The sequence below is a fragment of the Rhizobium sp. Root1220 genome (assembly GCF_001426265.1).
GTDB lineage: Bacteria > Pseudomonadota > Alphaproteobacteria > Rhizobiales > Rhizobiaceae > Rhizobium.
Window position 1 is genome coordinate 151,850 of the sequence record NZ_LMDG01000001.1, and the last position, 26,121, is coordinate 177,970.

24 protein-coding genes are annotated in these 26,121 nt (G+C 60.6%); 9 read left to right on the plus strand and 15 right to left on the minus strand.

The genetic code is table 11. The annotated features are described in order from the left end of the window. Positions 1-2 precede the first annotated feature (2 nt). Positions 3-2,456: a glycoside hydrolase family 2 protein gene (locus tag ASC90_RS00735; RefSeq protein ID WP_056534293.1), complete on the plus strand. Its 2,454-nt coding sequence runs from the start codon at positions 3-5 to the stop codon at positions 2,454-2,456. Positions 2,457-2,573: 117 nt separating this feature from the next. Here ASC90_RS00735 and ASC90_RS00740 read toward each other — a convergent pair whose 3' ends face one another. Further along, on the minus strand, positions 2,574-2,966 hold the full coding sequence (locus tag ASC90_RS00740; protein WP_056534296.1) for a PRC-barrel domain-containing protein: 393 nt from the start codon (positions 2,964-2,966) through the stop codon (positions 2,574-2,576). A gap of 248 nt (positions 2,967-3,214) precedes the next feature. Between ASC90_RS00740 and ASC90_RS00745 the strand changes: the two genes are divergently transcribed. Continuing rightward, on the plus strand, positions 3,215-4,915 hold the full coding sequence (locus ASC90_RS00745) for a long-chain fatty acid--CoA ligase (RefSeq protein ID WP_056534299.1): 1,701 nt from the start codon (positions 3,215-3,217) through the stop codon (positions 4,913-4,915). 139 nt (positions 4,916-5,054) lie between these two features. After that, entirely contained in the window at positions 5,055-6,680 is a 1,626-nt protein-coding gene (gene pgi / locus ASC90_RS00750; RefSeq protein ID WP_056534301.1) for a glucose-6-phosphate isomerase, read from the plus strand. A gap of 169 nt (positions 6,681-6,849) precedes the next feature. Here the strand turns inward: pgi and ppk2 are convergent, their stop codons facing one another. Continuing rightward, on the minus strand, positions 6,850-7,767 hold the full coding sequence (ppk2, locus tag ASC90_RS00755; RefSeq protein WP_056534303.1) for a polyphosphate kinase 2: 918 nt from the start codon (positions 7,765-7,767) through the stop codon (positions 6,850-6,852). A gap of 275 nt (positions 7,768-8,042) precedes the next feature. Between ppk2 and ASC90_RS00760 the strand changes: the two genes are divergently transcribed. Continuing rightward, on the plus strand, positions 8,043-8,846 hold the full coding sequence (locus tag ASC90_RS00760; RefSeq protein ID WP_056534305.1) for an alpha/beta hydrolase: 804 nt from the start codon (positions 8,043-8,045) through the stop codon (positions 8,844-8,846). A 3-nt stretch (positions 8,847-8,849) separates the two neighbouring features. Here the strand turns inward: ASC90_RS00760 and ASC90_RS00765 are convergent, their stop codons facing one another. Further along, positions 8,850-9,776 (minus strand): carbohydrate kinase, encoded by a 927-nt coding sequence (locus ASC90_RS00765; RefSeq protein WP_056535184.1) that lies wholly within the window; start codon positions 9,774-9,776, stop codon positions 8,850-8,852. A gap of 92 nt (positions 9,777-9,868) precedes the next feature. Continuing rightward, a complete protein-coding gene (locus ASC90_RS00770; RefSeq protein WP_056534307.1) occupies positions 9,869-10,558 on the minus strand; it encodes an orotate phosphoribosyltransferase in 690 nt (229 codons plus the stop codon). Positions 10,559-10,767: 209 nt separating this feature from the next. On the opposite strand from ASC90_RS00770, the gene ASC90_RS00775 reads away from it, so the two are divergent. Then, the gene (locus tag ASC90_RS00775; protein WP_056534309.1) at positions 10,768-12,039 is read left to right on the plus strand and encodes an MgtC/SapB family protein; all 1,272 of its coding nucleotides are present in this window, start codon (positions 10,768-10,770) and stop codon (positions 12,037-12,039) included. Positions 12,040-12,083: 44 nt separating this feature from the next. Here the strand turns inward: ASC90_RS00775 and ASC90_RS00780 are convergent, their stop codons facing one another. Then, on the minus strand, positions 12,084-12,722 hold the full coding sequence (locus ASC90_RS00780) for a TetR/AcrR family transcriptional regulator (protein ID WP_056534311.1): 639 nt from the start codon (positions 12,720-12,722) through the stop codon (positions 12,084-12,086). 93 nt (positions 12,723-12,815) lie between these two features. Between ASC90_RS00780 and ASC90_RS00785 the strand changes: the two genes are divergently transcribed. Together ASC90_RS00785 and ASC90_RS00790 are read left to right on the plus strand one after the other, a co-directional pair. Beyond that, positions 12,816-13,640 carry an NmrA family transcriptional regulator gene (locus ASC90_RS00785; protein ID WP_056534314.1) on the plus strand — a complete coding sequence of 275 codons (825 nt, stop codon included), beginning with the start codon at positions 12,816-12,818 and terminating at the stop codon, positions 13,638-13,640. Between the two features lie 2 nt (positions 13,641-13,642). Further along, positions 13,643-14,125, plus strand: coding sequence for an anthrone oxygenase family protein (locus tag ASC90_RS00790; RefSeq protein WP_056534316.1), 483 nt, complete (start codon positions 13,643-13,645; stop codon positions 14,123-14,125). 37 nt (positions 14,126-14,162) lie between these two features. Here ASC90_RS00790 and ASC90_RS00795 read toward each other — a convergent pair whose 3' ends face one another. From ASC90_RS00795 to ASC90_RS00825, 7 genes are all read right to left on the minus strand, one after another. Further along, complete coding sequence (locus ASC90_RS00795; protein ID WP_056534318.1) at positions 14,163-14,702, minus strand: glyoxalase superfamily protein; 540 nt, start codon at positions 14,700-14,702, stop codon at positions 14,163-14,165. 189 nt (positions 14,703-14,891) lie between these two features. Beyond that, on the minus strand, positions 14,892-16,070 hold the full coding sequence (locus ASC90_RS00800) for a GGDEF domain-containing protein (protein ID WP_056534320.1): 1,179 nt from the start codon (positions 16,068-16,070) through the stop codon (positions 14,892-14,894). Positions 16,071-16,252: 182 nt separating this feature from the next. Then, complete coding sequence (gene pyrC, locus ASC90_RS00805) at positions 16,253-17,293, minus strand: dihydroorotase (protein WP_056534322.1); 1,041 nt, start codon at positions 17,291-17,293, stop codon at positions 16,253-16,255. A gap of 63 nt (positions 17,294-17,356) precedes the next feature. After that, positions 17,357-17,983: a nucleoside triphosphate hydrolase gene (locus ASC90_RS00810; protein ID WP_056534324.1), complete on the minus strand. Its 627-nt coding sequence runs from the start codon at positions 17,981-17,983 to the stop codon at positions 17,357-17,359. After that, positions 17,980-18,762, minus strand: coding sequence for an ATP-binding cassette domain-containing protein (locus tag ASC90_RS00815; protein WP_056534326.1), 783 nt, complete (start codon positions 18,760-18,762; stop codon positions 17,980-17,982). Before ASC90_RS00815 ends, ASC90_RS00810 begins: the two co-directional genes overlap by 4 nt. Positions 18,763-18,764: 2 nt before the next feature. Beyond that, a complete protein-coding gene (locus ASC90_RS00820) occupies positions 18,765-19,829 on the minus strand; it encodes an ABC transporter permease (RefSeq protein ID WP_056535186.1) in 1,065 nt (354 codons plus the stop codon). Between the two features lie 154 nt (positions 19,830-19,983). After that, complete coding sequence (locus tag ASC90_RS00825) at positions 19,984-21,009, minus strand: sugar ABC transporter substrate-binding protein (protein WP_056534328.1); 1,026 nt, start codon at positions 21,007-21,009, stop codon at positions 19,984-19,986. Between the two features lie 233 nt (positions 21,010-21,242). Between ASC90_RS00825 and ASC90_RS00830 the strand changes: the two genes are divergently transcribed. Both ASC90_RS00830 and ASC90_RS00835 read left to right on the plus strand, forming a co-directional pair. After that, positions 21,243-22,490, plus strand: a complete 1,248-nt coding sequence (locus tag ASC90_RS00830) for an ROK family transcriptional regulator (protein WP_056534330.1) — start codon at positions 21,243-21,245, stop codon at positions 22,488-22,490. Then, complete coding sequence (locus ASC90_RS00835) at positions 22,474-22,956, plus strand: RbsD/FucU domain-containing protein (protein WP_056535188.1); 483 nt, start codon at positions 22,474-22,476, stop codon at positions 22,954-22,956. Before ASC90_RS00830 ends, ASC90_RS00835 begins: the two co-directional genes overlap by 17 nt. Before the next feature lie 3 nt (positions 22,957-22,959). Here the strand turns inward: ASC90_RS00835 and ASC90_RS00840 are convergent, their stop codons facing one another. From ASC90_RS00840 to ASC90_RS00850, 3 genes are read right to left on the minus strand one after another with little or no spacing between them, the layout of a single operon-like run. After that, a complete protein-coding gene (locus tag ASC90_RS00840) occupies positions 22,960-23,997 on the minus strand; it encodes a 4-hydroxyproline epimerase (RefSeq protein WP_056534332.1) in 1,038 nt (345 codons plus the stop codon). Positions 23,998-24,010: 13 nt separating this feature from the next. Continuing rightward, positions 24,011-24,721 carry an SDR family oxidoreductase gene (locus tag ASC90_RS00845; protein ID WP_056534334.1) on the minus strand — a complete coding sequence of 237 codons (711 nt, stop codon included), beginning with the start codon at positions 24,719-24,721 and terminating at the stop codon, positions 24,011-24,013. Between the two features lie 10 nt (positions 24,722-24,731). After that, positions 24,732-25,982, minus strand: coding sequence for an FAD-dependent oxidoreductase (locus tag ASC90_RS00850; protein WP_056535190.1), 1,251 nt, complete (start codon positions 25,980-25,982; stop codon positions 24,732-24,734). Positions 25,983-26,121: the final 139 nt, after the last annotated feature.

Consider the following 26,121-nt stretch of genomic DNA (forward strand, 5'->3'; position numbering starts at 1 on the left):
TCATGATCGAAAAGACCGAACTGAACCGCGGCTGGACACTCTCCTGCAACGTTGCAGGAAAACCTGACCTGCCTGCCACGATTCCGGCCAGCGTGCCTGGCTGCGTGCATCTCGACCTGCTGGCAAGCCGGCTGATCCCTGATCCCTATATCGACGTCAACGAGATCACCAATGACTGGATCGGCCGTGAAGACTGGACCTATCATTGCAGCTTCGAGGCCGAGCCTGATGAGGCCAAGGTGCAGGAACTGGTCTTCGAGGGGCTCGATACGATCGCGACGATCGTCCTCAACGGCGAGGAAATCGGCCGGACCTTCAACATGCACCGGACCTACCGATTCGACGTTTCAGCGCTGCTGAGAAATGGCGGCAACGAGCTCAGTGTCACCTTCCGCTCCGCCTACGCCTATGGCGAGGAGATGGAAGCGCACTATGGCTACCGCCCGAACAACTACCCGGGGCCGGGCAACCTGATGCGCAAGATGGCGTGCAATTTCGGCTGGGACTGGGGTCCGACGCTGGTGACCTCAGGCATATGGAAGCCCGTGCGGCTGGAGAGCTGGAACCGGGCGCGGCTAGCGGAAACGCGGGTATCGGCGACGCTTGCCGGCGGCGACGGGCTGGTGACGATCGTTGCGCAATTGGCGCGCGCGGATGCGGCGGTGGCGTATACACTCACGGCCGAGATCGGCGGCGTTCGACAGAGCATCGAGGTTGCCGCGGGCATGGACGAAGCCAGCTTCGAGGTGCGCGTGCCCTCGCCGCAGATCTGGTGGCCGCATCATCTCGGCGCGCAGCCGCTCTATCCGCTGCGTCTCGAAATGCGAGATAGCGTAAGCAACGATTTACTCGACGAATATTCGAGAGAGATCGGCTTCCGGTCGGTCAGGCTCGACACCTCGGCCGACGAGCACGGTTCGGCCTTCACCTTCGTCATCAACGATGTGCCGCTTTTCCTCTGTGGCGCCAACTGGATTCCCGACGATTGCTTTCCGTCGCGAGTGACGGCAGAGCGCTATGCCTCGCGCATCGATGAGGCAAAGGCGGCCAATATCAACCTGCTGCGCGTCTGGGGCGGCGGCATATTCGAGCGGGACGAATTCTACGAGGCCTGCGACCGCGCTGGTATGCTGGTCTGGCAGGATTTTCTCTTTGCCTGTGCCTCCTACCCGGAGGAGGAGCCGCTGCGCAGCGAGGTCGAGGCGGAGGTGCGCGACAATGTCGTGCGTCTGATGCCGCATGCCTCGCTGATCGTCTGGAACGGCAACAACGAGAATATCTGGGGCTTCGACGAATGGGGTTGGCGGCCGATCATCAAGGATGGCACCAGCTGGGGGCTTGGCTACTATCTCGACGTGCTGCCGAAGCTCTGCGCCGAACTCGACCCGGATCGACCCTATTATCCGGGCAGCCCCTATTCCGGCACGATGGAGATCGAACCAAACGCCGATGCGCATGGCTGCAAGCATATCTGGGACGTCTGGAACGATGTCGGCTACGAGGTCTATCGCAACTATATCCCGCGCTTCTGCTCCGAATTCGGCTGGCAGGCGCCGCCGAACTGGGCGACGCTGGAGGAAAGCGTGCATGACGCGCCGCTGACGCCGGTCTCCAACGGCGTGTTCCATCACCAGAAGGCGACGCAAGGCAACGACAAGCTGATCCGGGGCCTTGCCGGACATCTGCCCGAGCCGCAGACGATGGACGACTGGCATTTCGCCACGCAGCTCAACCAGGCGCGCGCCATCCGCTTTGCTGTCGAGCACATGCGTTCGCATCGCAATATCTGCAAGGGTGCCGTCGTCTGGCAGTTCAACGACTGCTGGCCGGTCACCTCCTGGGCGGCGCTGGATTCGGCCGGACGGCGCAAGCCACTCTGGTATGCCATGCAGAAAGCCTTCGACCCTCGCCTCCTGACTATCCAGCCGCGCGCGGCCGGTCTGGCGGCTGTTGCGGTCAACGAGCGGACGCTGTTCTGGCGGGCGAAGATCAGCGGCAAACGCATGCGCCTCGACGGCACGGTGTTGGCCCAATTCGAATTCTGGCGGCTGCTCTGCGACCGCTTCGAGGCCGAGGAATTTCCGCTGCCGAAGGATATCGCCACGGCTGATGCGGCAAGCGACGAGGTGATCGTCGTCGACATGCTCGACCGGCGCGCCTTCCACTATTTCGTCGAGGATATCGAGCTAAGGTTGCCGGCACCGCGTCTTGCCGTGGAGGTGAGCCGCAGCGCCGATGGTTGCGATGTCCGGGTGACGGCCGAAAGCTTCCTGAAGGACCTCTGCCTGATGGCGGACCGTCTCGATCCGGCGGCAGCTGTCGATTCGATGCTTGTAACGCTTCTGCCGGGCGAGAGCCATGTCTTCAAGGTGAAGACGGCGCAGGCCATCTCATATAAAGACATTACCGTCGGCAAAATACTGCGATCCGCCAACGATCTGGTTCAAACGGCCTGAACGGGCCCCGTCGACGACGGGGCCCGTTCAGCTCCTCGTGCCGCGCTGCGCAGCCAACGGGCGCTTGCGGCGTGGCGGATAGCGCATGATCATAAAGTCATGCGCCAACGGACGACGTTACATCCAGTAAGGTGGCACGCCGTAGTAGTCGTAGACCCGGCGGCCATTGTCATTATACCAGCTGTCGTCATCGTCCGAATAGCTCGGCGCACCGTCGATCTGCTCCTTGGTTAGGTCGATACGGTAACCATCCAGTTGTGTATCGTAGGTCAGCTTCTCCCAAGGCAGCGGATAATGATCGTGACCGATGCCGAGGAAGCCACCGAAACTCAGTACTGCATAGGCCACACGGCCGTCGTGCTTTCCGAGAATCAGTCGTTCGATCGAGCCGATATGGCCGCCGTCTGAACCATACACACGGGTGCCCTCAACCCGGTCGCTAGCAATCAGCGTTGGCGTATCCTTGACATTAGGGTCGCGGCGGTTGTTGTCAGCGTCCTGATGCAGCATCTGCACCTCCTCTTTTGGGTTCCTCGTGGTTGATTCCACTCCTGAAGAACGCCGCGCCTTACTCAAAGTTCCCACATCGGCGACGCTGTTGGAGATCGCTCATATTGACGTTTACGTCAAAGTTATTATAGCTCTAATCTCGGCTTGAACCATTCAAGCAATGACATAAGCTGCCGGCTCGGGAGATGGAGGATCGACCGATCGGCTTGCCGGTTAGACGGGCTGCAGCGGACAGGGAGAGAGATACCATGAACAGCATTTCCGGCCATCCAAGTGCTGCGAAACCGGAAAAGCCGTGGCTTGCCGCCTACCCGGATGTCGTTCCGGCCGAGCTTCCGCCAATGGAGCACGAATCGTTGGCGGAACTGCTGGAAAAATCCTGCGCGCGCTATGCCGACCGAATAGCCTTTTCCAGCATGGGCAAATCCCTGACCTATCGCGAGCTGGAGAACCTTACCCGAAAGATCGCCGCCTGGCTGCAAAGTACTGGTCTTGAGAAGGGCGATCGCGTCGCCGTCATGATGCCAAATGTCTTGCAGACCCCGATTGCTGTCTACGGCATCCTGAGGGCCGGCCTGGTGGTGGTCAACGTCAATCCGTTGTACACACCACGCGAACTCGAACACCAGTTGGCCGATTCCGGTGCCAAGGCGATTTTCGTGCTCGAGAATTTTGCCCGCACAGTCGAACAGGTTCTTGCGAAGACGGATGTGCGGCATGTCGTCGTCACCTCTCTCGGCGAGATGCTGGGCGCCAAGGGACTGATCGTCAATCTGATCGTCCGCAAGGTGAAGAAGCTCGTCCCGTCCTGGTCGATCCCAAAGCACAAGACCTTCCGGCAGATCCTGGCCGAGGGTTCAGGCAAGGCGCTGAAGCCTAGCGGCCTGAAAAGCAGCGATATCGCGTTTCTCCAATATACCGGCGGCACGACGGGGGTCGCCAAGGGCGCCATCCTCACGCACAGCAACCTTCTGTGCAACAAGATGCAGCTGCAGCTCTGGCTGAAATCCGCCTTCGACAGCAAGAAGCAGCCGGACGTTCTGAATTTCCTGTGCGCGCTGCCGCTCTATCATATCTTCGCGCTGACGGTGAATTCGCTGATGGGCATGTCTCTTGGCGCACACAATGTCCTCATCGCCAATCCGCGCGACATCCCCGCGCTGGTCAGGGAATTCTCCAAGTCGAACGTGCATATTTTTCCAGGCCTCAACACACTGTTCAACGCGCTGATGAACAATGCAGAATTCGCCAAGCTCGACTTTTCGTCGCTGGTGATGTCGCTGGGCGGCGGCATGGCGGTACAGCGGCCAGTGGCTGAACGTTGGCTGAAGATGACCGGCTCCCACATCACCGAGGGGTACGGGCTGTCCGAGACATCCCCCGTGGCAACGGCCAACCGCTTTGATTCCCCCGAGTTCACCGGTTCCATCGGTTTGCCGATTCCATCGACCGAGCTCGACATCCGCGACGAGGACGGCAATTCGCTGTCGCTCGGCGAGGTCGGCGAGATCTGCATCCGCGGGCCGCAGGTCATGGCCGGGTACTGGCAAAAACCGGAGGATACTGCCCGCGCGATGACCCCGGACGGCTACTTCCGCACCGGCGACATGGGTTTCATGGACGGGCGCGGTTATACAAAGATCGTCGACCGCAAGAAGGACATGATCATCGTTTCCGGTTTCAACGTCTATCCGAACGAAATCGAGGAGGTCGCGGCCATGCATCCGGGCATTCTCGAAGCGGCAGCAATTGGTATCGCCGACCAGCATTCCGGCGAGGCCGTGAAACTTTTCGTAGTCCGCAAGGATCTGGCGCTGACCGAGGCTGACGTAAAAAGCCACTGCGCCGCGAACCTGACGAACTACAAGCGCCCGCGCTTCATCGAATTCCGCACCGAATTGCCGAAATCACCGGTCGGCAAGATCTTGCGCAAGGATCTGCGCAGCTGATTCTTGAAGGTTGCGTGAAATCTCGAGCCATCCGCCGCCGCGGGTGGCTTTTTTGCGTTGTGAACGGTCGCCGAACTTGATTTGCGCCCTACAAAGCGAATAGTTTCCGCGACCCTCTCGCCCTGCAAAGGAGCCTCCCATGAATGCCATCGTCGAACAACTGAAGAGCACAGCGGCTGCCACCAAGGCCACCGACATCCGCGCTGCATTTGGCGCCGATCCGCAGCGCTTCTCCCGCTTTACCGTGTCGCTCGACGACCTGTTGATGGACTATTCCAAGACCGCCGTAAACGACGAGATCCTGGCATTGCTGGTCAAGCTCGCTGAAACCGGCGGCGTCGAAGCCAAGCGCGACGAGATGTTTTCGGGCAAGGCGATCAATTTCACCGAGAACCGCGCCGTCCTGCATACCGCCCTTCGCAACCGCTCCAACACGCCCGTTCTGGTTGACGGCAAGGATGTGATGCCCGAGGTCAACAGCGTGCTGGCCGCCATGGGCAAGTTTGCCGAAGGCGTTCGCTCCGGCGCGTTGAAGGGTGCCACCGGCAAACGGATTACCGACGTCGTCAATATCGGCATCGGCGGCTCGGACCTCGGCCCGGTCATGGCGACGCTGGCGCTCGCGCCCTTCCATGACGGCCCGCGCGCGCATTTCGTCTCCAACATCGACGGCGCTCACATTGCCGACACGCTGAAGCTGGTTCAACCGGAATCGACCCTGTTTATCGTGGCATCGAAGACCTTCACGACGATCGAGACGATGACAAACGCGCAGACCGCGCGCAAATTCATCGCCACGGCGCTTGGCGAGGCTGCGGTGCAGCACCATTTCGCAGCCGTATCAACGGCGCTAGAAAAGGTTGCCGCGTTCGGCATCGAGAGTGACCGTGTCTTCGGCTTCTGGGATTGGGTCGGCGGGCGCTATTCGATCTGGTCCGCAATCGGGCTGCCTTTAATGATTGCCGTTGGGCCGAAGAATTTCGGCGAATTCCTCGATGGCGCGCATGCCGTCGATAACCACTTCCGTAAGACACCGATTACCAAGAACCTCCCGATGCTACTCGGCTTGATCGGCTTCTATCATCGCAATGTGCTCGGCTATGCCACCCGCGCGATCCTTCCATACGACCAGCGCCTTTCGCGCTTCCCGGCCTATCTTCAGCAGCTCGACATGGAATCAAACGGCAAGGGCGTGACGATCGACGGTACGCCTGTCGAAGGAAACTCCGGCCCCGTCGTCTGGGGTGAGCCCGGCACGAACGGTCAGCACGCCTTTTACCAGCTGATACATCAGGGCACGAGCATCGTTCCGGCAGAGTTCATGATTGCGGCCAACGCCTTCGAACCCGATCTGGTTCACCAGCACCAGCTGCTGATGGCCAACGTCATTGCCCAGTCGGAAGCGCTGATGAAGGGCCGCACCTTCGCGGAGGCCAAGAAGCAGCTGACCGACAAGGGCATGGACGACAGACAAGCCGACTTTATCGCACCGCACCGGGTCTTCACCGGCAACCGGCCATCGATCACCTTCGTCTATGACAAGCTGACGCCTTACGCGCTTGGACGCCTGATCGCCCTTTACGAGCATCGCGTCTTCGTCGAGGGTGTGCTTTTCCGTATCAACTCCTTCGATCAGTGGGGGGTCGAGCTTGGAAAGGAACTGGCGACGGGATTGCTGCCCGTTATCGAAGGCAAGGAAAGCGCTGCGGGCCACGACTCATCAACGCAGGGTCTTGTTGCGGCCTTGGCAAGCCTCGCCCGTTAAGAGGCAAGACGAAAGCAAGCTCCCGCAGCCGCGGGAGCTTGGAGAACGGTGATGCAGACATTGCGTCCCTGTTCCAGTGATCCCCCTCCAATTGCTAGTGGCCATTGGAGGTGTTGCTCGGATGGACGAGGGCGCGTTTAACGCGTCAGTGGCTGCGCAACCGTGCCTCTCAGTATTTCGACGGCACGTAGAGCTCCGGAGGCAGGACCTTCCGCTCGTAGTCCGGATTGAACACGCGCTCCGGAAGAGCGATATCCTCATGCGGGACGTCCTCGTAGGGGAACTGTTTCAGCAAATGATCGATGCAGTTCAGGCGGGCACGCTTCTTGTCGTTGCCCTCGACGATATGCCACGGCGCCTCCGGAATGTTCGTGCGCGCAAAGGTCTCCTCCTTCGCCTTCGTATAGTTTTCCCAGCGGACGCGCGACTCCAGATCCATCGGCGAAAGCTTCCACTGTTTCAGCGGATCGTGAATGCGCACGAGGAAGCGCAACTGCTGCTCTTCGTCGGTGATGGAGAACCAGTATTTAACAAGACGGATGCCAGAGCGTACGAGCATCCGCTCGAACTCGGGAACGTCGTGGAAAAACTGCGAAACCTGGTCTTCGCTCGCAAATCCCATAACCCGCTCGACGCCGGACCTGTTGTACCAGGACCTGTCGAACAGCACGATCTCGCCCCCCGCCGGCAGATGCGGCACATAACGCTGAAAATACCATTGCGACTTCTCGCGGTCGGAGGGTGCAGGCAATGCGACCACGCGGGCGACGCGCGGATTGAGCCTCTGGGTGATCCGCTTGATCACCCCTCCCTTGCCGGCTGAATCGCGGCCCTCGAAAATCACGACGACCTTTTCCTTGTGGTAGGTCACCCAGTCCTGAAGCCGGATCAGCTCGGCCTGGAGGCTGAGCAGCGCGCGGAAATAATCGATGCGGGGCATCGCGGCCGGATGCGCCTTGCGATAGATTTTCCGGATTTCGTCCGAAAGAGCCGGCTCCGACAACTCGAGCTCGTAGTCCTCATCCAGGGTGTCGGCCAGTTCAGCTTCAAGCCAATCGGACGGAGGTGCGCCGTGTATGATAGTCATCTCGTCTCCCTTTTGCGCCCCGCGAGGCAAATAGCCCGGGCGTGTTGGCCCGCATAGTTATAGCTGCCTTCCGAATTAAGCCCAGAGCATGAAGCTCTCGTGACACTGCCGAAGGTCAAGAGCATCTGGAATTTCGCGGTATTTCTTCTTCCAATGACGCCGTTGCATCCAAGCTTCCATTTGGCCAAGTATAGCAGCGGCGCAGGGCTTTCCCTACGATGTCGAAATGCGGTGTCGCCAATCGTCATTCTCCGAATGGCTTTCGAGAGGATCGGATGAACGTGACAGACGACGAACTTGTGAAATTCGATGCGCACGGTGCAGCACCTTTGCCTCAGACCGGAAGGGAAGGCTTCGTCGAAAATGCGGGCGGGCGGATCTGGCACGCGACCTATGGATCCGGGCCGGCGGTGATCCTGCTGCATGGCGGGCTCGGCAATAGCGGAAACTGGGGGCATCAAATCGCCGCACTGGTGGCATCGGGCTGGCAGGTGGTGGTCATTGACTGCCGCGGGCATGGCCGCAGTACGCGCGATGAGCAACCGTTCAGCTACGAGCTCATGGCCTCGGACGTACTTGCAGTCATGGACCAGCTGGAGATCGAGAGGGCTGCGCTTATCGGCTGGAGCGATGGTGCCTGTACGGCGCTCATCCTCGCCGACCAGCAGCCGCACCGGGTCTCCGGCGTCTTCTTCTTCGCCTGCTGCATGGATCCGAGCGGCACGAAACCATTCGTTGCAACGCCGGTCATCGACCGTTGCTTCAGCCGCCACAGGAAGGACTATGCCGCGCTGTCGGCAACGCCCGATCAGTTCGACGCCTTTGTTGAAGATGTAAGCCGGATGATGGCGACGGAGCCCAATTATTCGGCGAACGATCTTGAGGGCATCAAGGTGCCGGTCGCCGTGGTTCTAGGGGACGGAGACGAGTTCATCAAGCGGGAGCATATCGACTACATCGCAGGTGCGATACCAGATGCGCGGCTGATCATCCTGCCCGGGGTCAGTCACTTTGCGCCGCTGCAGCGACCCGAGCACTTCAATCGCGAAGTGCTCGGATTTCTCGATAGGATATCCTGAACCTCAGAGGCCGATTTCACGCGCCCACGGCGGGTTGGCACCCGCGCGGGAAACAGTGACGGCAGCTGCCTTGGCACCCAGCGAAAGCGCGTTCTGCAGCGCCGTTTCGTCGAGGGAGGCAACCTGTGCCTTGGTCAGCAGGTTGTCCATCTTCAGCGACGCGAGCACGCCGGCATCGAAGGTGTCGCCGGCACCCACAGTATCGACCACGGTGACGCGCTGGCTGGGAACCGTGACCTTTCGATCCCTGGTATAGCCGGATGCCCCCTCGGCACCCTTGGTGATGACGACCAGCTTCGCGCCATGCTGCAGCCAGTAGGCGGCCAGATCGTCATGGCTGCCCTCCAAACCGAACCAGTCCAGATCCTCATCGGAGAATTTCAGAATGTCGGACTTGGACGCCATGCGCTTGATGCGCGCCATGTGGGCCTCCTTGTTCTTGATGAAGCCGGGGCGGATGTTCGGATCCAGCGAGATGACGCGTTTGTCGGCTTCGCGGTCGAGCAGGGCCTCGTAGGTTTCGCCGCAGGGACTTGGAATAAGACTGATCGCGCCGAAATGAAGGGCCTCGCAATCGTCACCAAGCGTCGGCAGATCATCCGTGGTAATCATACGGCCGGCGGTGCCCTCGTCGTAGAAGGCATAGGTCGCCTGGCCGTTGACCAGCTTGACGAAGGCAACCGTCGAAGGACGTGGCGTAATGGCACAAAGGCTGAAATCGACGTTGCTGGCAACCAGCGTCTCACGCAGTATTTCGCCCATCATGTCATCGGCAATGCCGGTGAAGAAGGCGGTAGGCACACCAAGCCGACCGAGCGCGATCGCCGTGTTGAAGATCGCACCCCCGGCATAGGGCGCAAAGCCCTTTTCTCCGAGAGTCGTCTCCCGCGGCAGCATGTCGATCAACGCTTCGCCACAGCACAAAATCATGTCCGTCTCCCAACGCATCGCTATTTTCGATAGGCAAATCGATTAGATAATTTCGTGGCAAAAAGCAAAGTGCCACGTCTCTCATACGGGCTTTAAAGTGACGAGACGCCGCCGTTGCGGCCGGACCAGGCGAGAGGTGCGTCGAGGAAGGCCTCTACTTCACTCAGTGTCTTCTCGTCGAAAAGCTTCTGCGCCTTGGCAACCGCCAGAACGTCCCGCCAAGTGGCGATGTAGTGGAGTTTGACCTTGCCGTCGGCAAAACGCAGCGCACCCTCGTCAAATATGCCGTAGTAAAAGAGCGCGATACCATGATCAACGACGCCGCCGGCAGCGCGAATCGCATCGATGAACTTGAACATGCTGCCGCCGGCCGTCGTCAGGTCCTCGATGACGAGAACCCGCGACCCCTCTGGCATGTTGCCCTCGATCTGCGCGTTGCGACCGTGCCCCTTCGGCTGCTTGCGGACATAGATCATCGGCAAGCTGAGGCGATCGGCAAGGAGTGCGGCAAAGGGAATGCCCGCGGTTTCGCCTCCGGCGATACAGTCGAACTGCTCGAAACCTGCGTCACGCAGCACGACACTGGCAGCGAAGTCCATCACCGTCGAGCGGATGCGGGGGAAGGAGAGCAGCTTGCGGCAATCGATGTAGACCGGGCTCGCCATGCCGGAAGCAAACTTGTAAGGCTGCGCGGCATTGAAATGAACCGCCTTGATCTCCCAGAGCATTTTAGCCACCAGTTCTGCCATGACGGTACGGTCGGTGAATGTTGTCTGGATCATCGTTCTCTCCTTCGGCCAAATTTATCGGCCAATAGCAGCAACCGCAGCAAGTTTCCACAACGGCAAGCAACTTGCGACGACGGAACGACCACTAGCCGACCCGGTCAGACCGGGAAGACGGAGGCGAGGCGATCCGCCTGCCTGGAATGCCCCAATACTTTCAGCTATTTGCGCTTGCTTAGCGGCACAGCAGCGATATCGTGGCGCGCATGGAACACGTCGAAGTTTTCCGCCGTCTCGGTGTTGCGCTTGCCATCGGTCTGCTCGTCGGCGTCGAACGAGGCTGGACGGAACGCGACGTGCGGGCAGGCGGGCGAACCGCTGGCGTCCGCACCTTCGGACTCACCGGCTTTCTCGGCGGCGTCGTCGGCACGCTGCAGTCGATGACAGGTCCGCTTTTGCCGGCCACAATCGCCGCCTTGCTCGGCCTCGTCTACATTGCGGGCAAATGGCAGGAAGCGATCGAGGACAAGGACTACGGCATCACCACGATCGTTGCCGCGCTCGCGGTGTTCGCACTTGGTGTGCTGGCAGCTGTCGGCGATCTCGTAACCGCCGGTGCCGGCGCGGTGGCAATGACGGTGGTTCTTGCAGCGCGCACCAGCCTGCATGGCTTTCTGGAGGGACTGACCTGGGTCGAGCTTCGTTCTGCGCTGGTGCTGCTTGCCATGACCATCATCGCACTGCCGCTGCTGCCCGACAAGGCTCTCGACCCATGGGGAGCGCTCAACCCCTATCTGCTGTGGCTCCTGACGATCACTATCGCGGCCCTGTCCTTTGCTGGATATGTGGCCATCCGCCTGATGGGTGTGAGCCGCGGCGTGCTGCTCGCGGGTGCTGCTGGCGGGCTCGTCTCTTCCACTGCATTGACACTCTCCTTCGCCCGCTATTCGATCGAAGCGCCGCAGGGCGCTCGGCATCTGGCGGCGGGCGCTGCCATTGCCGGAGCCCTTTCCCTGACACGCGTCCTGGTCATTGCCAGCGCCTTCTCGTTCACGATGTTCGCACCGCTTGCTTCCGCACTGGTCCCGGCGATCATCGGCTTGCTCGCCGTCGGGCTGCTTGCGGTCTGGCATTCCAAAACTGCGACGCAAGCGCCTGAAATCAGGCTGAAAAACCCGTTCGAGCTGCGGACCGTCATCTCCTTTGCCCTGTTGCTCGGCATCGTCAGCCTCGTGTCGAAGATGGCTATCGGCTACATCGGACCTTCCGCGCTCTTCGTCGTGGCGGCGATTTCAGGCATCGTCGACGTCGATGCGATCACGCTCTCGACCGCACGTCTCGCTAACGCTGTAATCGACGTGAAGACGGCGACAGATGTCATCCTGATCGCCGTCACGGTCAACATGATGACGAAGGCGGCGCTCGCCTTTACCGCCGGCCGTCGGGAATATGCCACGGCGCTTGCCGGGGCATCCGCCGTGGCGGTCGCACTTGGAGCCATTGGCCTGGTCGCAATGCGCAGCTTCCTGCCGGCCTAAGCCAGCTTAGACCAAGTCGCAGCTTGGCCCGGCTGCGAACAGGCCTACGACAGTCGGCAGACATCGGCGGGCAGCATCCGCTGATATAGCGCGATTGTGGCCCGTCCAGCCGCATCGTCCAGAGAATTAGCATAGCGGACCGCTGCGGCGAGAAGCTGCATGGTGAGCCTTGCAATAGCCAGGAGCTCGTCCTTGCCACGTGTCGGCTCCAGCCGTCCGAGAACGGAAAACAGCGCCTGGGCATGAAACTCCATGTCGCCGGCATCGATCTCCTGCAGCATCCGGTCAGCCTGGGTGGCGATCCAGATATCTCGCATCACGGGCTCCTGGCGGAAAAAATCGTAGTACTCGTCAGCGATATTGCAGAGCGCCTGCCGCAGCGTCCCCGCATCCGTCACCTTCGCGAGCTCGGACTCAACGCATTCCCTGCCCTGTTCATTGAAGCGCTCGGCGAGCGTGCGAACAATCGCGCTCTTGTCCGGAAAATACTGGTAAAGCGCACCAAAGGACAATTCAGCCTTTTCAACGATCTCACTCATCTTCAGCGCATCGCTTCCGTTTTTCTCGATGAGCTCGGCGGCAACGGAAAGGATCTTCTCGAAACGATCTCGCCCACGCTGCTGCTGCGGAATTCGACGCGCTTCCGATCGTCCTTTGCGCGGTTCGACGACCTGCTCAGCCATTCCATCCTCCAAATTTCAGTTGACGAACAAAATAAGAGAGTTTATCACATTTTGCAAATAGGAGACTTTCTCTTGTTTTGGAGGAGAACGGATATGCAGAATCGCGAAATCGTTTTGGTCGGCGGCGCAGGAAAGACCGGAAGCCGGGTGGCGGCACGACTTAGGGAGCGCGGCATCAACCACCGCTTCGCGTCACGATCCAGCGTTCCAAAATTCGATTGGGAGGACCGAGCGACATGGCCGGGCGCGCTCGCGGGAGCCACCAGCGCCTATGTGACTTTTCAGCCCGACGTCGCCGTTGCATGGGCCGCGGATGCCATCCGCACTATCGCCGGCGCAGCCCTCGAATGCGGCCTGCAGCATATCGTCCTGTTGTCCGGTCGCGGAGAGGAAGGCGCACAGCGCAGCGAGGAGGCTCTGAAGGCATCGGGCATCGGCTACACGATCCTGCGCGCCTCGTGGTCCTGCCAGAATTTCAGTGAAGGGATTTTTGCAGGTTCAATCGCCACGGGACAGCTTGCCTTGCCTGTCGGCGAGATGAGGGAACCGTTCGTCGACGCCGACGATATCGCAGATGCAGCAGTCGCCGCGCTCGTCGATCCGCGCCACGTCGGGAAGACCTATGAGCTTACAGGTGCCCACTCGATCACATTCCGGGAAGCGGTGGGGGAGATCGCCAGAGCCTGCGGTAGACCGATCGCCTATCGGGAAATATCGATGGCAGAGTTCAAGGTGGATCTCTCCTCGGCGGGTGTGCCCGACGAAAGCATAGCTTTTCTCGAACAGCTGTTCGGTCAGACTCTCGATGGTCGCAACTCGAATCCCACAGAAGGCGTCGCAGAGATACTTGGCCGACCGGCAAGAGCCTTCAGCTTCTATGCAGACGAAGCGGCCGCAGCTGGTGCCTGGAGGACATGACGATGGCGACCATGCTCACCATCGCACTCACAGCCGCAGCAATCGGCAGCGGCCTGGTTGCCGGCATCTTCTTTGCCTTTTCCACCTTCGTCATGTCGGCCCTATCCCGTCTTCCGACCGAGCAGGGAATTGCGGCGATGAACTCGATCAACGTGACGATCGTACGGTCGCCTTTCATGCTGCTTTTCATTCCAACGGCGATTCTCTGCGTCGGGATCGCCACGCTTGCCGTTCTGAACTGGCGCGCGCCCGCCAGCGTGTGGCTACTGGCGGGCGCAGCAAGCTATGTTTTCGGATCCTTCATCCCGACCATCGCCTTCAACGTGCCACTCAACGACGCGCTTGCAAGAGCAAGCGGAAACGGTGCCGACGCAGCGGCGCTGTGGGCGGTGTATGTGAAGGATTGGACATGGTGGAACCACGTCAGGACGGCGGGCTCGCTTCTCGCATCCGTCGCTTTCGTCCGAGCCCTTATCGTTGGCTGACGATTGGTGGGGGAGACGCATCGCCCCGCCAACACGATCACGTTCGCTCGCAGAAGGTCAGGCGATTGTTGAACGGGTCGATGACTTCCATCTCCAGCCCCCAAGGCGCTTCCCGGACACCCGGCTTCATGTATCGATACTGCTTCGCGGCAAGCTCGGCCTGGAACGCGCGGACACCGGTTACGGGCACGAAAGCCCGGGCGCCGGGGCTGGCATCGCCCGAGTGCTCACTGAGGTGCAGCAGCAGTCCGCTGCGTGAGACCTGGCAATAGAGCGGGAATTGGTCGCCGAAGCGATGCTCCCAATCCAACGCAAAGCCGAGAAAGCCGCAGTAGAATTCCTTCGTCTTGTCTACGTCGAAGATGCGGAAGATCGGGATCGGCGGCTGAATGGCAATCGCGGATGGGATCGCTGCGTGCGCCTCATCAAGCTTTGAAGACAGGATGTTCCATTGATCGAAGCCGAACTGGCGGGCCACGATCTCCAGGGTTTCGCTGTGGGTGAGAGAAATATCGCGGCTTGCAAGAACCTGTCGCAGGGCCTTGGCCATAAGTTTGGCATCGCGAAAATCGCGCATGATGAATTCCTTCCGTTGGCGGCAAACAGGACGATCAGTGCCCGCGTCTGCTGACCCGTTCGCCATCAATCGCCAAACGGCAAGGGATGTGAAGGATGTATCTGGATGCATTCACCATTGCGCTTTCGCGCCGCGGGGCGGCTGGCCGCATCCGGCCACTTGAGACAGTATAAGCAGACACACTCCTGATCAAGAGCCCGTACGGATGCTCTCTGACCTCACGGAATGCAGGTGGCTGGCAAGCTCAACCCGATTGCGGCCGGCGCGCTTGGCGGCATACAGCGCCTTGTCGGCAGCGTTGAGCATGGTATCGAAAGCCATTGGTGTGGAGAGCCCCGACGCGACTCCGACGCTGACGGTGCATTTCGTGACGCCTTCGTCGATATAAATCTCTCGGCCTTCAAACGCCTTGCGGATGCGCTCTGCCACTATTTCGGCACGACCGGGCATGATTTCATTCAGGACCATGGCGAACTCCTCTCCACCAAGGCGCGCGGCGACATCGCCTTTTCTGCAATGCGCGGACAGCTCTGCGGCGAAGACCTTCAACACACGGTCACCCGCCGAGTGCCCGAAGGTGTCGTTGATCGCTTTGAAATGATCGAGATCGAACACGATCACAGCCGTAGCGGGCCCCATCATGCCTTTTGCGTGGCGATCAAATAGCGCGCGACGATTCACCAGGCCGGTCAGCGGGTCGGTGATTGCTTCCAGCCGGTGGAGCGACGCCTGTCTCCATTGATGAATCGCCAACGAGAGTGCGCCGATGCCTGTCATGCTGGCGATGCAGACGGCAAGGCTTATGTCTTCCGCCCAATTGCTCGGTGCAGCGCCCAGCACCATCTTCCCATTGGAGACCAGAACCGCGGCGCATAGGACGAATGAAAACGCGGTCACCGCATAGAGTGCCGCAATCCCTTTCAGCGGTGCCGGCGCCTCGGACCGAGCAAGCCAATACTGATAGGAAGTCGCAAATAACAGGGTCGCTATAGCCCCGTTGTCGGCGATAAATGCCAAGCCATCATAACCGGCGACCAGCGGGGGAATGGAGAGCGCCATGGCAACACATGCGAAAGCTGCGATTCTGACGCGCGGGAGCCGTCCCGTACGAAATTGGTAGCTTGCCCCCCACACCGTCGCGAAGCCGGAATGAAAGAGCACGAAGGCGGCAACACCGAGCCATTTCGCAGGATTGTCCACGTAGAGCCCGTAGGCGACGATACCGCTGACAATAAGGGCAAGACCCAGGGTGCAGCTCAACAGGAATGTCTCGGTGCGTCGTGCGAGCCAGCTGCCGAGCAGCGTCACCGCCAAGCAGGTTGCCGAGACGGCTAGCGCCATCAACAGGGAATTGTAGTCAAGCGTCATTCCAAACCCGCGGCATCTGCCGCCCCTCGTTAGACAGAAGCCTAAGGCGTCCGCAATGACGAATGTCTTACCTATTCCGTTAAAAAATCATGCATTTAGACCGCGGATCGCGACAGGCATAACAATGCACGCTAGTCCGGCACAAAATCGGCAGTAAAAATCGCGTGATGCCGGGCTATTTTCTAGCGCTGTACATCCCAGTGCAGCGGAAACATCGGATCGAAAACAGTTACGGACCCGGCGCCAGTATCCACCCTCACCGGGAATTCCACGGCTTTTTCCCGTCGAACGAGGGTTATTCTATCCTCGTTGACCGGCAGGCCATACCATCCCGGTCCGTTGAGCGATGCAAAGGCCTCGAGCTTTTCGAGCGCGCTATCCTGCTCGAAGACGTGCGCGAGGCAGCTCATCGTGTTGACCGAAGTGTAGATGCCAGCGCAACCGCAGGCACATTCCTTAAGCGGATCGACATGCGGGGCGGAATCGGTGCCGAGGAAGAAGCGGGCGTCGCCGCTGGTCGCTGCGGCGCGCAGCGCGAGGCGATGGTTCTCGCGCTTGGCGACCGGCAGGCAGTAGTAGTGCGGGCGGATGCCGCCGACGAGGATCACGTTGCGGTTGATGATCAGGTGATGCGTGGTGATCGAACCGGCGAGATTGGCATTCGCAGACTTAATGTAGTCGATGCCGTCCTTCGTCGTGACGTGCTCCATCGTCACCTTGAGCTCAGGAAGGCGCTTGCGCAGCGGATCGAGCACTGTTTCGATGAAGACGGCTTCGCGATCGAAAATGTCGACATCGGGGGTCGTCACTTCGCCATGGACACAGAGCGGCAGGCCGATCCTTGCCATGCGCTCCAGCACCGGCATGGCTTTGTCGATATCACTGACACCGCCGTGCGAGTTGGTGGTGGCGCCGGCGGGGTAGAGCTTGACGGCGGTAATCAGTCCGCTCTTCTTCCCGGCCTCGACATCATCTGCATCGGTGTGTTCGGTCAGATAGAGGGTCATCAGCGGCTGGAAGCTGTCACCTTTCGGCAGCGCCGCCAGAATACGGCCCCGGTAGGCCTCGGCATCGGCAGTCGTAACCACCGGTGGCACTAGGTTCGGCATGATGATCGCACGGGCGAAGTCCCGGCTGGTGTCGCCGATCACGCCTTCCAGCATCGCCCCATCACGCAGATGTAGATGCCAGTCGTCAGGACGGCGGATGGTGAGTGATTGCATGACGGGCCTCCGAAGCGATATGTCAGCGCCTCGATACCATCAACGCCTGTAGGGAAACAACCGCTAAGCGATCTCCAGCGTCACATCGGCATGGCGGCGGTTTGCGAGAATCAGCCGGCCATTCGGCAGGTCGTTTTCATAGACCTTGGCGCTCGCCTCCGCCTCGCTCAGATTGTAGCCGCGCCAGCGCGCCCAGAGACGCTCTTCCAGCACCTCGATCGGCGGCGCGAGCATGATGTTGTAATCGAACACACCATCGAGTTCCGCCCATTTGCCCTGGGTAAAGAGCAGGTAGTTTCCCTCGACGATGATGAAGCGATGATCCGGCGAGACAACGCGGGCCGACGCGATGGCCAGTTCGCGCGAGCGGTCGAAGACCGGTATCAGGACTTCCTGGTCCGCGCAGCCGACGGCACGGATGATATCGAGGAACCCGCGCACGTCGAATGTTTCCGGAATGCCCTTGCGGGCCAGCTGGCCCCTGGCGATCAGGATTGCATTGTCCATGTGAAAGCCGTCCATCGGCAGGACTTCGGCGCTCTCGCCTCTTGCCCGCAGGGCATCGGCGAGATTGTCGGCCATAGTCGACTTGCCGGCGCCGGGCGGGCCGGCGATGGCGACCATGAAACGCTTCACGTCGCCGGCGCGGTCCATCACCTCGCCGGCAATCTCCTTGATCGTGGGACTCATGCGACAACCGGCTCCGTCGGCACCGACTTGGCGCCGGTCATGAACGCCACGGCATCGGACATGGTGTATTCCTTGGGATCGATCACCGTCAGACGGCGTCCGAGGCGATGGATGTGAATACGGTCCGCGACTTCGAAGACGTGCGGCATGTTGTGCGAGATCAGCACGATCGGAATGCCGCGCGAGCGCACGTCGAGGATCAGTTCCAGAACCTTGCGGCTCTCCTTGACGCCGAGCGCTGCGGTCGGCTCGTCGAGAATAATGACCTTGGAACCGAAGGCAGCCGCGCGCGCCACCGCCACGCCCTGGCGCTGGCCGCCCGAGAGCGTTTCGACTGCCTGATTGATGTTCTGGATGGTCATCAGACCGAGTTCGGAAAGCTTGTCGCGGGCCCTCTTTTCCATCGCCGGACGATCGAGCATGCGGAACCACTGCCCAAGCGGGCCCGGCTTCCGGATTTCGCGGCCGAGAAACATGTTGTCGGCGATCGACAGCGCGGGCGACAAGGCCAGATTCTGATAGACCGTCTCGATACCGGCTTCGCGCGCCTCAAGCGGCGACTTGAACTGCACCGTGCGTCCTTCGAGCTTGATTTCGCCCTCGTCGATACTGATCGCGCCGGAGATGGCCTTGATCAGCGAAGACTTGCCCGCACCATTGTCGCCGATCACCGCCAGGATCTCACCGGGATAGAGATCGAAGTCCGCGTGGTCGAGAGCGATCACGCGTCCATAACGCTTGATCAGACCGCGGGCAGTCAGGATGGGTTCTACAGCCATGATTACACCGAAACCTTTCTGATCCACTGATCGATCGCGACGGCGGCGATGATGAGCACGCCCGTCAGCAGGACTTTCCACTGGGGATCGGCGCCCAGCATGTTGAGTCCCATGGACACGACGCCGACGATCATTGCGCCGAACAGCGTCCCCAGAATTGAGCCACGACCCCCGAAAAGCGAGATGCCGCCGATCACCGTTGCCGTGATTGCCTGCAGATTGTAATCGGTCACGGCAGAGGATGGCGACACCGATCCGTTGCGGCCGATTGAAACCCACGCCGCAAGCCCGGCGATCACACCGGAGACGGCGTAGACAGTCAGAAGCACCTTCTTGGTCTGGATGCCAGACAGCTTGGCCGCCTCGGGATCATCACCCACAGCATAGACGTGGCGACCCCAGGCGGTGTGATTGAGAACGTACCAGAGCGCCAGCACTAGCAGCACCATCGCGATAACGCCGAGTGTCAATACCGCGTTGCCGAGCCGAAAGCTGATCGCGAAGAAATGCAGCAACGGAGCCTGTGCGTCGACGTCCGCATCGCGAATGGTCTCGTTGGCCGAATAGATGAAATTCGTCGCCATGACGATATTCCAGGTACCCAGTGTCACGATGAAGGGCGGCAGCCGCATGTAGGCAACGAGCCAACCGTTGAGCAAGCCGCAAAGCCCACCGACGACTAGTCCTGCAAGCACCGCAACCGGCGTCGGAAAGCCATAGGTAACCGCGACGTTGCCCATGATGACCGCGGAGATCACCATGATGACGCCAATCGAAAGATCGATACCGGCGGTCAGGATAACCAGCGTCTGCGCTGCGCCAAGAATACCGACAATGGCGATCTGCTGCAGAATGAGGGTCAGCGTGTAGGAGGAGAAAAACCGTCCGCCGATCGCCAGACCGAAGATGATAATCGCAAGCACCAGCACGATCAGCGGCACAGCCGCCGGCGTAGAGTGCAAGAAATGCTGCGCGCGCTTCAAAAGCGACACGTCCTGATGTTCGAATGACGCGACATTCTTGTCGCTGCCATCAAGAACTCGTTCGAAGTCCTGTGCGCCGGTCATTATTTCCTCCCCGCTCTCGCGCTGATCCGCCTGCGGAGGCCGCTCCGAGATCGCTCCGGTCTTTCCTACGCCGGCTTTTTCGGAAACAGCCTTTCGTGTGTCGAAGTCGGCCGGGGACCAAGCCCCGGCCGACGTTACCATTAAATTGCGGAGCTTAGCCCCAGCACTTGTCGGTGCCTTGCTTGATGTCGATCGACTCGACGCCGGACACTGGCTTGCCGGTGACAAGCGAAACGCCGGTGTCGAAGAACGACTTGCCTTCGGTCGGCTTCGGCTTCTCGCCGCTGTCGGCGAACTTCTTGATCGCCTCGACGCCGAGTGCGGCCATCATCAGCGGATACTGCTGCGAGGTCGCGCCAATGACACCTTCCTCGACCGCCTTGACGCCCGGGCAACCACCGTCAACCGATACGATCAGCACGTTCTTTTCCATGCCAACAGCCTTCAGCGCCTGGTAAGCGCCAACAGCGGCCGGCTCGTTGATCGTGTGGATGACGTTGATGCCTGGATCCTTCTGGAGAAGGTTTTCCATGGCCTTGCGACCGCCTTCTTCATTGCCGTTGGTGACATCGTGGCCGACAATGCGGGCATCATCCTCGTCGCCGATCTTGTTCGGGTCCTTGGGGTCGATGCCGAAGCCGATCATGAAGCCCTGGTCGCGCAGAACGTCGACGGTCGGCTGCGATGGCGTCAGGTCGAGGAAGCCGATCTTGGCGTCCTTGGCCTTGTCGCCCAGCGTCGCGGCAGCCCATTGGCCGATCAGCTTACCGGCGAGCAGGTTGTCGGTGGCAAAGGTTGCATCGGCAGCATCAGCCGGATCCAGCGGCGTATCGAGAGCGATAACCAGCAGCCCGGCGTCACGTGCCTTCTTGACCGACGAGACGATGCCCTTTGTGTCGGATGCCGCGATCAGGATGCCTTTCGCGCCGTCGGCGATGCAGCTTTCGATCGCAGCAACCTGGCTTTCGCTGTCGCCGTCGATCTTACCGGCATAGGACTTGAGGGTGACGCCGAGCTTCTTTGCCTCGACAGTCGCGCCTTCCTTCATCTTGACGAAAAACGGATTGGTGTCGGTCTTGGTGATAAGGCAGGCGGAAACATCCGCAGCCATTGCCGGAGCCGAAAAGGCGACACCGAGGGCGAGCGCGCCTAGCGCGGCGGAAAGCACTGATTTCTTCATTTACTCCTCCCAGAGTTTTCACGGGCCCGCCCCATGGCTGAGCCGGAATTGACTGACACGAAGCCGCTTTCGGGTATTGCCGGTGGCCTCCTCCAAGCCGCCTCGTGTCTCTAACGCGGCAATTAAGAGGGAAACAAAATCGGTTGTCAATAAATAAATCCAATTGAATTATTAATTCCATCTGGCATGCTGCAGGAAAATAGCGCATAGGCCAACGACGGGAGGAGTGGCCAATGTCGTCGCTGGACGATCCGGTGCAGGCGCCGGTACAACTACCAATTTTGAACCCGGCCGGAGGTGCGAACCAGATTAGGGTGCGCGCCTACAACGAACGACTCGTGCTTTCGCTGGTGCGCCTCTACGGCTCGCAGTCGAAGGCTGATATCGCACGGCGCACCGGCCTCTCGGCGCAGACCGTTTCGGTCATCATGCGGGCGCTGGAAAAGGAAGGCCTGCTGTCGCGCGGGGAGCCCGTGCGCGGCCGTGTCGGCCAGCCATCGATCCCGATGCGCCTCAACCCCGACGCCGTCTATTCCTTTGGCGTGAAGATGGGCCGGCGTAGCGCCGACCTCGTGCTGATGGATTTTGTCGGCCGCATCCGGATGCAGAAGCGCAAGACATACGCATATCCATTGCCCGAGGAATTCCTGAACTTCATCACGTCGGGTATCCGCGAACTGGAAGCCCGGCTCGATCCGCAGCAGCGCAACCGCATTGCCGGCATCGGCATCGCAGCCCCCTTCGAACTGTGGAACTGGGAGGAGGAGGTCGGCTCGCCGAAAGGCGCCATGGATGTCTGGCGCGACGTCGACCTGCAAACCGAAGTAGCCACGCGCGTGTCCCACCCGGTCTTCCTTCAAAATGACGCGACCAGTGCCTGCGGCGCAGAACTGGTCTTCGGCGTTGGACCTTCCTATCCCGACTTCGTCTACTTCTTCATCGGTTCCTTTATCGGTGGCGGCATCGTTCTCAATTCGGCAATCTTTTCCGGGCGCACGGGGACCGCGGGGGCCATCGGCCCCCTGCCGGTACGCGGAAAAAACGGCGAGACACTTCAGCTTCTGGAGGTCGCATCGATCTTTGTATTGGAGAACCTGCTGCGAGAACGCGGCGTCGATCCCCAGCCGCTCTGGTATTCCGCCGACGACTGGATCGATTTCGGCGAGCCGCTGGAGACGTGGATTCAGGATACGGCAAAAGCGCTCGCCCAGGCGATCGTCGCCGCAGCCTCGATCATCGACTTCAGCGCAGCCGTGATCGACGGCGGTTTTCCCGCCTGGGTTCGCGAACGCATCGTCAAGGCAACGATCATGGAGGCAGCGAAACTCGACCTGCAAGGCGTCGTCATGCCGGATATCATGGAAGGCGCCGTCGGCGCGCAGGCGCGAGCGATCGGTGGAGCGAGCCTTCCAATCTTCGCGCGCTATCTCACAGACCAGAATGTGCTTTTCAAGGAGGTCGACAATGCTGAAGGGACTTGATCCGCTGCTGAGCCCGGAACTGCTTTCGACGCTGCGGGCCATGGGCCACGGCGACGAGATCGCCATCGTCGACGGCAACTATCCTGGCGTCGAACACGCTCGTCGCCTGATCCGGCTCGACGGGCACGGCATCGTGGCGGTTCTCGACGCCGTGCTCAGTGTGCTTCCCATCGACGACTTCGTCCACGACGCCATCTTCCGCTCAACCGTCAAGACAGACCGCGACAAGCTCGATCCGGTACACGAGGAAATGATCGACTGCTGCGCCAGGCACGAGCCGCATCGCCAGGTGGTGCCGTTGATCGGGCAGGACTTTTACGGACGGGTGCGCGCGGCCCACGCCCTCATCCAGACTGGTGAGCCGCGGCTCTATGCCAACATCATCCTGCGCAAGGGAGTCATCTACCCGGGCATAGCGGGAGATCACTCCGTCACGAAGGCCGAGGTTGATCCGTTCACCTACTGAGGTTCAGATTTCGCCCGCGGAAGGCCCCCACACATCCGTCAGCGCAAAACCGCCCGGATGAGGATCGAACGGATCGAGCGCCACCTGCGAAAGGCCGAAGGTGAATCCCCGTCCAGTGATCGTCGGAATGATCGCCAGACGACCGGCAACCTCCGTCTCGGCCAACAGACCGACCTCGAACTCGGAATCGATGATCGAGCGCGACTTGAAGACATCGCCCACCTTCGCCTTGCCGCGTGCATGCAGCGTGGCAAGATTGGCGGAGTTGCCGGTGCCGCAGGGGGAGCGATCCGCCCTGCCGGGCCACATTGTCGTGCATGTGCGCACGGTGCCGTCCGCTTCGGTATCGCGGAACATCACGTAGGCGACGCCCGATATAGCCGGGATTTCGGGATGAACGACCGAAACGCTCCGATTGATCATATCCTTCAGGACCATGCCGGCCTGCACGAGCGCGGCGGCGTTGCCCTTTTCAATCGTCAGCTTGATCTGGCCGACATCGACCAGTGCATAGAAGATGCCGCCATAGCAAAGATCGGCCTTGATCGTTCCCCAATGCGGCGTGTCGATCTCGACGTCCAGCTCGTGCACGAAGGACGGCACCATGGTGAGCTTCACCTTTTCGCAACGGCCGTCACGGCAGGTCGCCGTCGCCTTGACGAGACCGGCCGCGGTTTCGAGCGTGACGATCGTTTCCGGCTCCTTCATCTCGACGATGCCGGATTCGAGCAGGGCCGTGGTGACACAGATCGAGTTCGATCCCGAGCTTGCATGTGCTTGGTCCGGCTGGAGGATGATGAACGCGGCATCGGCATCAGGATGCTTGGGAGGCAGCAGCAGGTTGACCGAGCCGATCGGTGCGCCGCGCGGCTCGAGGCAGAGGAAGCGGCGAAGCTCCTGACCCTTCGGGTCGGTGTTCAGCCAGTAAAGCTGCTCGGCGACCGTGTTGCCCGGTATCTTTGGCACGCCGCCGATTGCGACCTTGCCGATCTCACCCTCGGCGTGAACGTCCAGAAGCTGGATCGTGCGCTTCCATCTCATCAGTCAACTCCCATCAAACGTGACGCGTGATGCCGCCATCGACCCGGATATTCTGCCCGGTGATATAGCCGGCGCCATCGGACAGCAGGAAAGCCGCGGTCTTGGCTATCTCTTCCATGTGGCCGATGCGCTTCATCGGGATCTTGTCTGCCGTTTCGGGCTTGTGGTTCAGACTGTCGATGTAGCCTGGAAGGAGGCAGTTCATGCGGATGTTCTCCGCTGCATAACGGTCCGAATAGAGCTTGGTGAAAGCCCCGGCCGCCGCGCGATACGTGCAGGAAACCGGGAAGACCAACGACGGCTCGTAGGCGGCGAAGGTCGTGATGTTGACGAACGCACCCTTGCCCTGCTTCTGCATGACGGGCGTCACAAGGCGCGCCATTCGCACCAGCGATAGGACCATCATGTCGGAACCGAGCGTCCAGTTCTCGTCCGATATATCGAGCAGATCGCCCTTCGGCGGGTGGCCTGTGTGGTTGACCACGGCATCCACTCGACCGTAGGTCTTCATCGTTAGATCGAAGATTGCCTGAATGTCGTCGGCCTTTTCGGCCACTCCGCGCGAGGCGACGCCGCCGAGTTCGGCCGCCAGCTTCTCGCAGCTTTCGGACGGCGACATCAGCGCCAGCCGGTATCCCTGCGCGTGCAGTTCGCGGGCGATGGCCTCGCCCATGCCTCGGCCACCGCCGGTGATGAGCGCTACGGGTTTTGAGCTGTCGGACATGGGTTTCCTCCTAGTAACGATCGATGCGGAACGGTTTCATATCGATTGCGGGTTTGGTTCCGGTCACCATATCGGCGATCAGACGGGCTGTCGTGGCCGAATAGGTCAGGCCCAGATGGCCGTGTCCGGTCGCGTACCAGATGCCCGGCATCCGCGAAGACGCAGAGATGATCGGAATCGTATCCGGGAGCGCCGGCCGATGTCCCATCCACTCCGTCGTCTCCTCGACCTTGAGGGCCGGCACCGCGCGCTGCGCATGGCGAACGAGAACCCGCGGGCGGCGGAAGTCCGGCGCCGCATCCAGGCCAGCCAGTTCGACATTGCCGCCGACGCGGATGCCACCGGCGGTCGGGGTGATCATGAAGGCGCGATGCGGCCAGATGACCGAATAGCGCATTGAGACACCGGGCTTCATGATCTGGGTGTGATATCCGCGTTCCGTTTCGAGCGGAATCGGTTCGCCGAGCTTTTCGGCGAGGGCGCGGGTATGAACGCCTGTGGCAAGAATGACGGCATCTGCCGTGAGGCGCTGCCCGTTGTCGAGCAGCACGACCGAAGTGCCAGCCCCGCTCTTTTCGATGTTACGAACCGCGCCGGATATAAAGCCGGCGCCGAGCGATTGCGCAGCGGCGGCAAGCTTTACCACCAGCTCATAGGGATCGCGGATCGACTTGTTGTCCGGCAGCAGCACTGCCTTGACGATTGAGGGTGAAAGAGCTGGTTCCAAGGCGCGAATGTCGGCACCGCTCAGCACATCAAAATCCAGACCGTATCGGCGCATCATGTCGATGTGCGCACGATCTCCGGCAAATTCTGCCTCGTTTTCATAGATGGCAAGGCAGCCCTCCTCCGTCATCAGCTGCGGCGCCGCGATTGCCGACAACATGGAGCGAAAATCGGCCAGCGCATGTGCCGAGAGGCTCATGCCCGCATCTTCGATCTCGCGAAGCCGCGAAGGTCGACCGGCAGCGACAAAGCGCAGGAACCACGGAAGCATTTTCAATGCATAGGAGGGGCGAAGCCAAACCGGACCCTCGGGATCAAGCAGCCAACCCGGAATTTTGCGCCAGGTCGCCGGACCGGACCCTGCGGCAAAGTCGAGCGCTACGCTCGCCATGTTGCCGTAGGAGGTTCCCCTTCCCGGTTCACCCTTGTCGATCAACGTCACCTGCAAACCGCGACGCTGAAGCTCGAAGGCGATCGCAGCACCGATCACGCCTGCGCCGACAACTGCTACTGTCCTTTTTTTCTCATCCACCATGTCTTCGCCCACCAGGCAGCCGGGACTCAGCGGCTGCTCATTCATCCTGATATATCAGAACGGAATCGATTGACTATGGGAATTTTGCTCCGTGGGAATGCTGGCTCCGACAGTGGCGCCAACCGACCGCGCGGTATTT

Excerpts from the sequence above, each read along its gene's own strand:
- ppk2 (WP_056534303.1), bottom strand. The coding sequence starts at position 7,767 with ATGACTATCATACACGGCGCACCTCCGTCCGATTGGCTTGAAGCTGAA.
- ASC90_RS00760 (WP_056534305.1), top strand. The coding sequence starts at position 8,043 with ATGAACGTGACAGACGACGAACTTGTGAAATTCGATGCGCACGGTGCA.
- ASC90_RS00820 (WP_056535186.1), bottom strand. The coding sequence starts at position 19,829 with ATGACCGGCGCACAGGACTTCGAACGAGTTCTTGATGGCAGCGACAAG.
- ASC90_RS00785 (WP_056534314.1), top strand. The coding sequence starts at position 12,816 with ATGCAGAATCGCGAAATCGTTTTGGTCGGCGGCGCAGGAAAGACCGGA.
- ASC90_RS00780 (WP_056534311.1), bottom strand. The coding sequence starts at position 12,722 with ATGGCTGAGCAGGTCGTCGAACCGCGCAAAGGACGATCGGAAGCGCGT.
- ASC90_RS00825 (WP_056534328.1), bottom strand. The coding sequence starts at position 21,009 with ATGAAGAAATCAGTGCTTTCCGCCGCGCTAGGCGCGCTCGCCCTCGGT.
- pgi (WP_056534301.1), top strand. The coding sequence starts at position 5,055 with ATGAATGCCATCGTCGAACAACTGAAGAGCACAGCGGCTGCCACCAAG.
- ASC90_RS00735 (WP_056534293.1), top strand. The coding sequence starts at position 3 with ATGATCGAAAAGACCGAACTGAACCGCGGCTGGACACTCTCCTGCAAC.
- ASC90_RS00745 (WP_056534299.1), top strand. The coding sequence starts at position 3,215 with ATGAACAGCATTTCCGGCCATCCAAGTGCTGCGAAACCGGAAAAGCCG.
- ASC90_RS00840 (WP_056534332.1), bottom strand. The coding sequence starts at position 23,997 with ATGAGATGGAAGCGCACGATCCAGCTTCTGGACGTTCACGCCGAGGGT.
- ASC90_RS00740 (WP_056534296.1), bottom strand. The coding sequence starts at position 2,966 with ATGCTGCATCAGGACGCTGACAACAACCGCCGCGACCCTAATGTCAAG.
- ASC90_RS00830 (WP_056534330.1), top strand. The coding sequence starts at position 21,243 with ATGTCGTCGCTGGACGATCCGGTGCAGGCGCCGGTACAACTACCAATT.
- ASC90_RS00850 (WP_056535190.1), bottom strand. The coding sequence starts at position 25,982 with ATGGTGGATGAGAAAAAAAGGACAGTAGCAGTTGTCGGCGCAGGCGTG.
- ASC90_RS00770 (WP_056534307.1), bottom strand. The coding sequence starts at position 10,558 with ATGATCCAGACAACATTCACCGACCGTACCGTCATGGCAGAACTGGTG.
- ASC90_RS00765 (WP_056535184.1), bottom strand. The coding sequence starts at position 9,776 with ATGATTTTGTGCTGTGGCGAAGCGTTGATCGACATGCTGCCGCGGGAG.
- ASC90_RS00845 (WP_056534334.1), bottom strand. The coding sequence starts at position 24,721 with ATGTCCGACAGCTCAAAACCCGTAGCGCTCATCACCGGCGGTGGCCGA.
- pyrC (WP_056534322.1), bottom strand. The coding sequence starts at position 17,293 with ATGCAATCACTCACCATCCGCCGTCCTGACGACTGGCATCTACATCTG.
- ASC90_RS00775 (WP_056534309.1), top strand. The coding sequence starts at position 10,768 with ATGGAACACGTCGAAGTTTTCCGCCGTCTCGGTGTTGCGCTTGCCATC.
- ASC90_RS00810 (WP_056534324.1), bottom strand. The coding sequence starts at position 17,983 with ATGAGTCCCACGATCAAGGAGATTGCCGGCGAGGTGATGGACCGCGCC.
- ASC90_RS00835 (WP_056535188.1), top strand. The coding sequence starts at position 22,474 with ATGCTGAAGGGACTTGATCCGCTGCTGAGCCCGGAACTGCTTTCGACG.
- ASC90_RS00815 (WP_056534326.1), bottom strand. The coding sequence starts at position 18,762 with ATGGCTGTAGAACCCATCCTGACTGCCCGCGGTCTGATCAAGCGTTAT.
- ASC90_RS00790 (WP_056534316.1), top strand. The coding sequence starts at position 13,643 with ATGGCGACCATGCTCACCATCGCACTCACAGCCGCAGCAATCGGCAGC.
- ASC90_RS00795 (WP_056534318.1), bottom strand. The coding sequence starts at position 14,702 with ATGCGCGATTTTCGCGATGCCAAACTTATGGCCAAGGCCCTGCGACAG.
- ASC90_RS00800 (WP_056534320.1), bottom strand. The coding sequence starts at position 16,070 with ATGACGCTTGACTACAATTCCCTGTTGATGGCGCTAGCCGTCTCGGCA.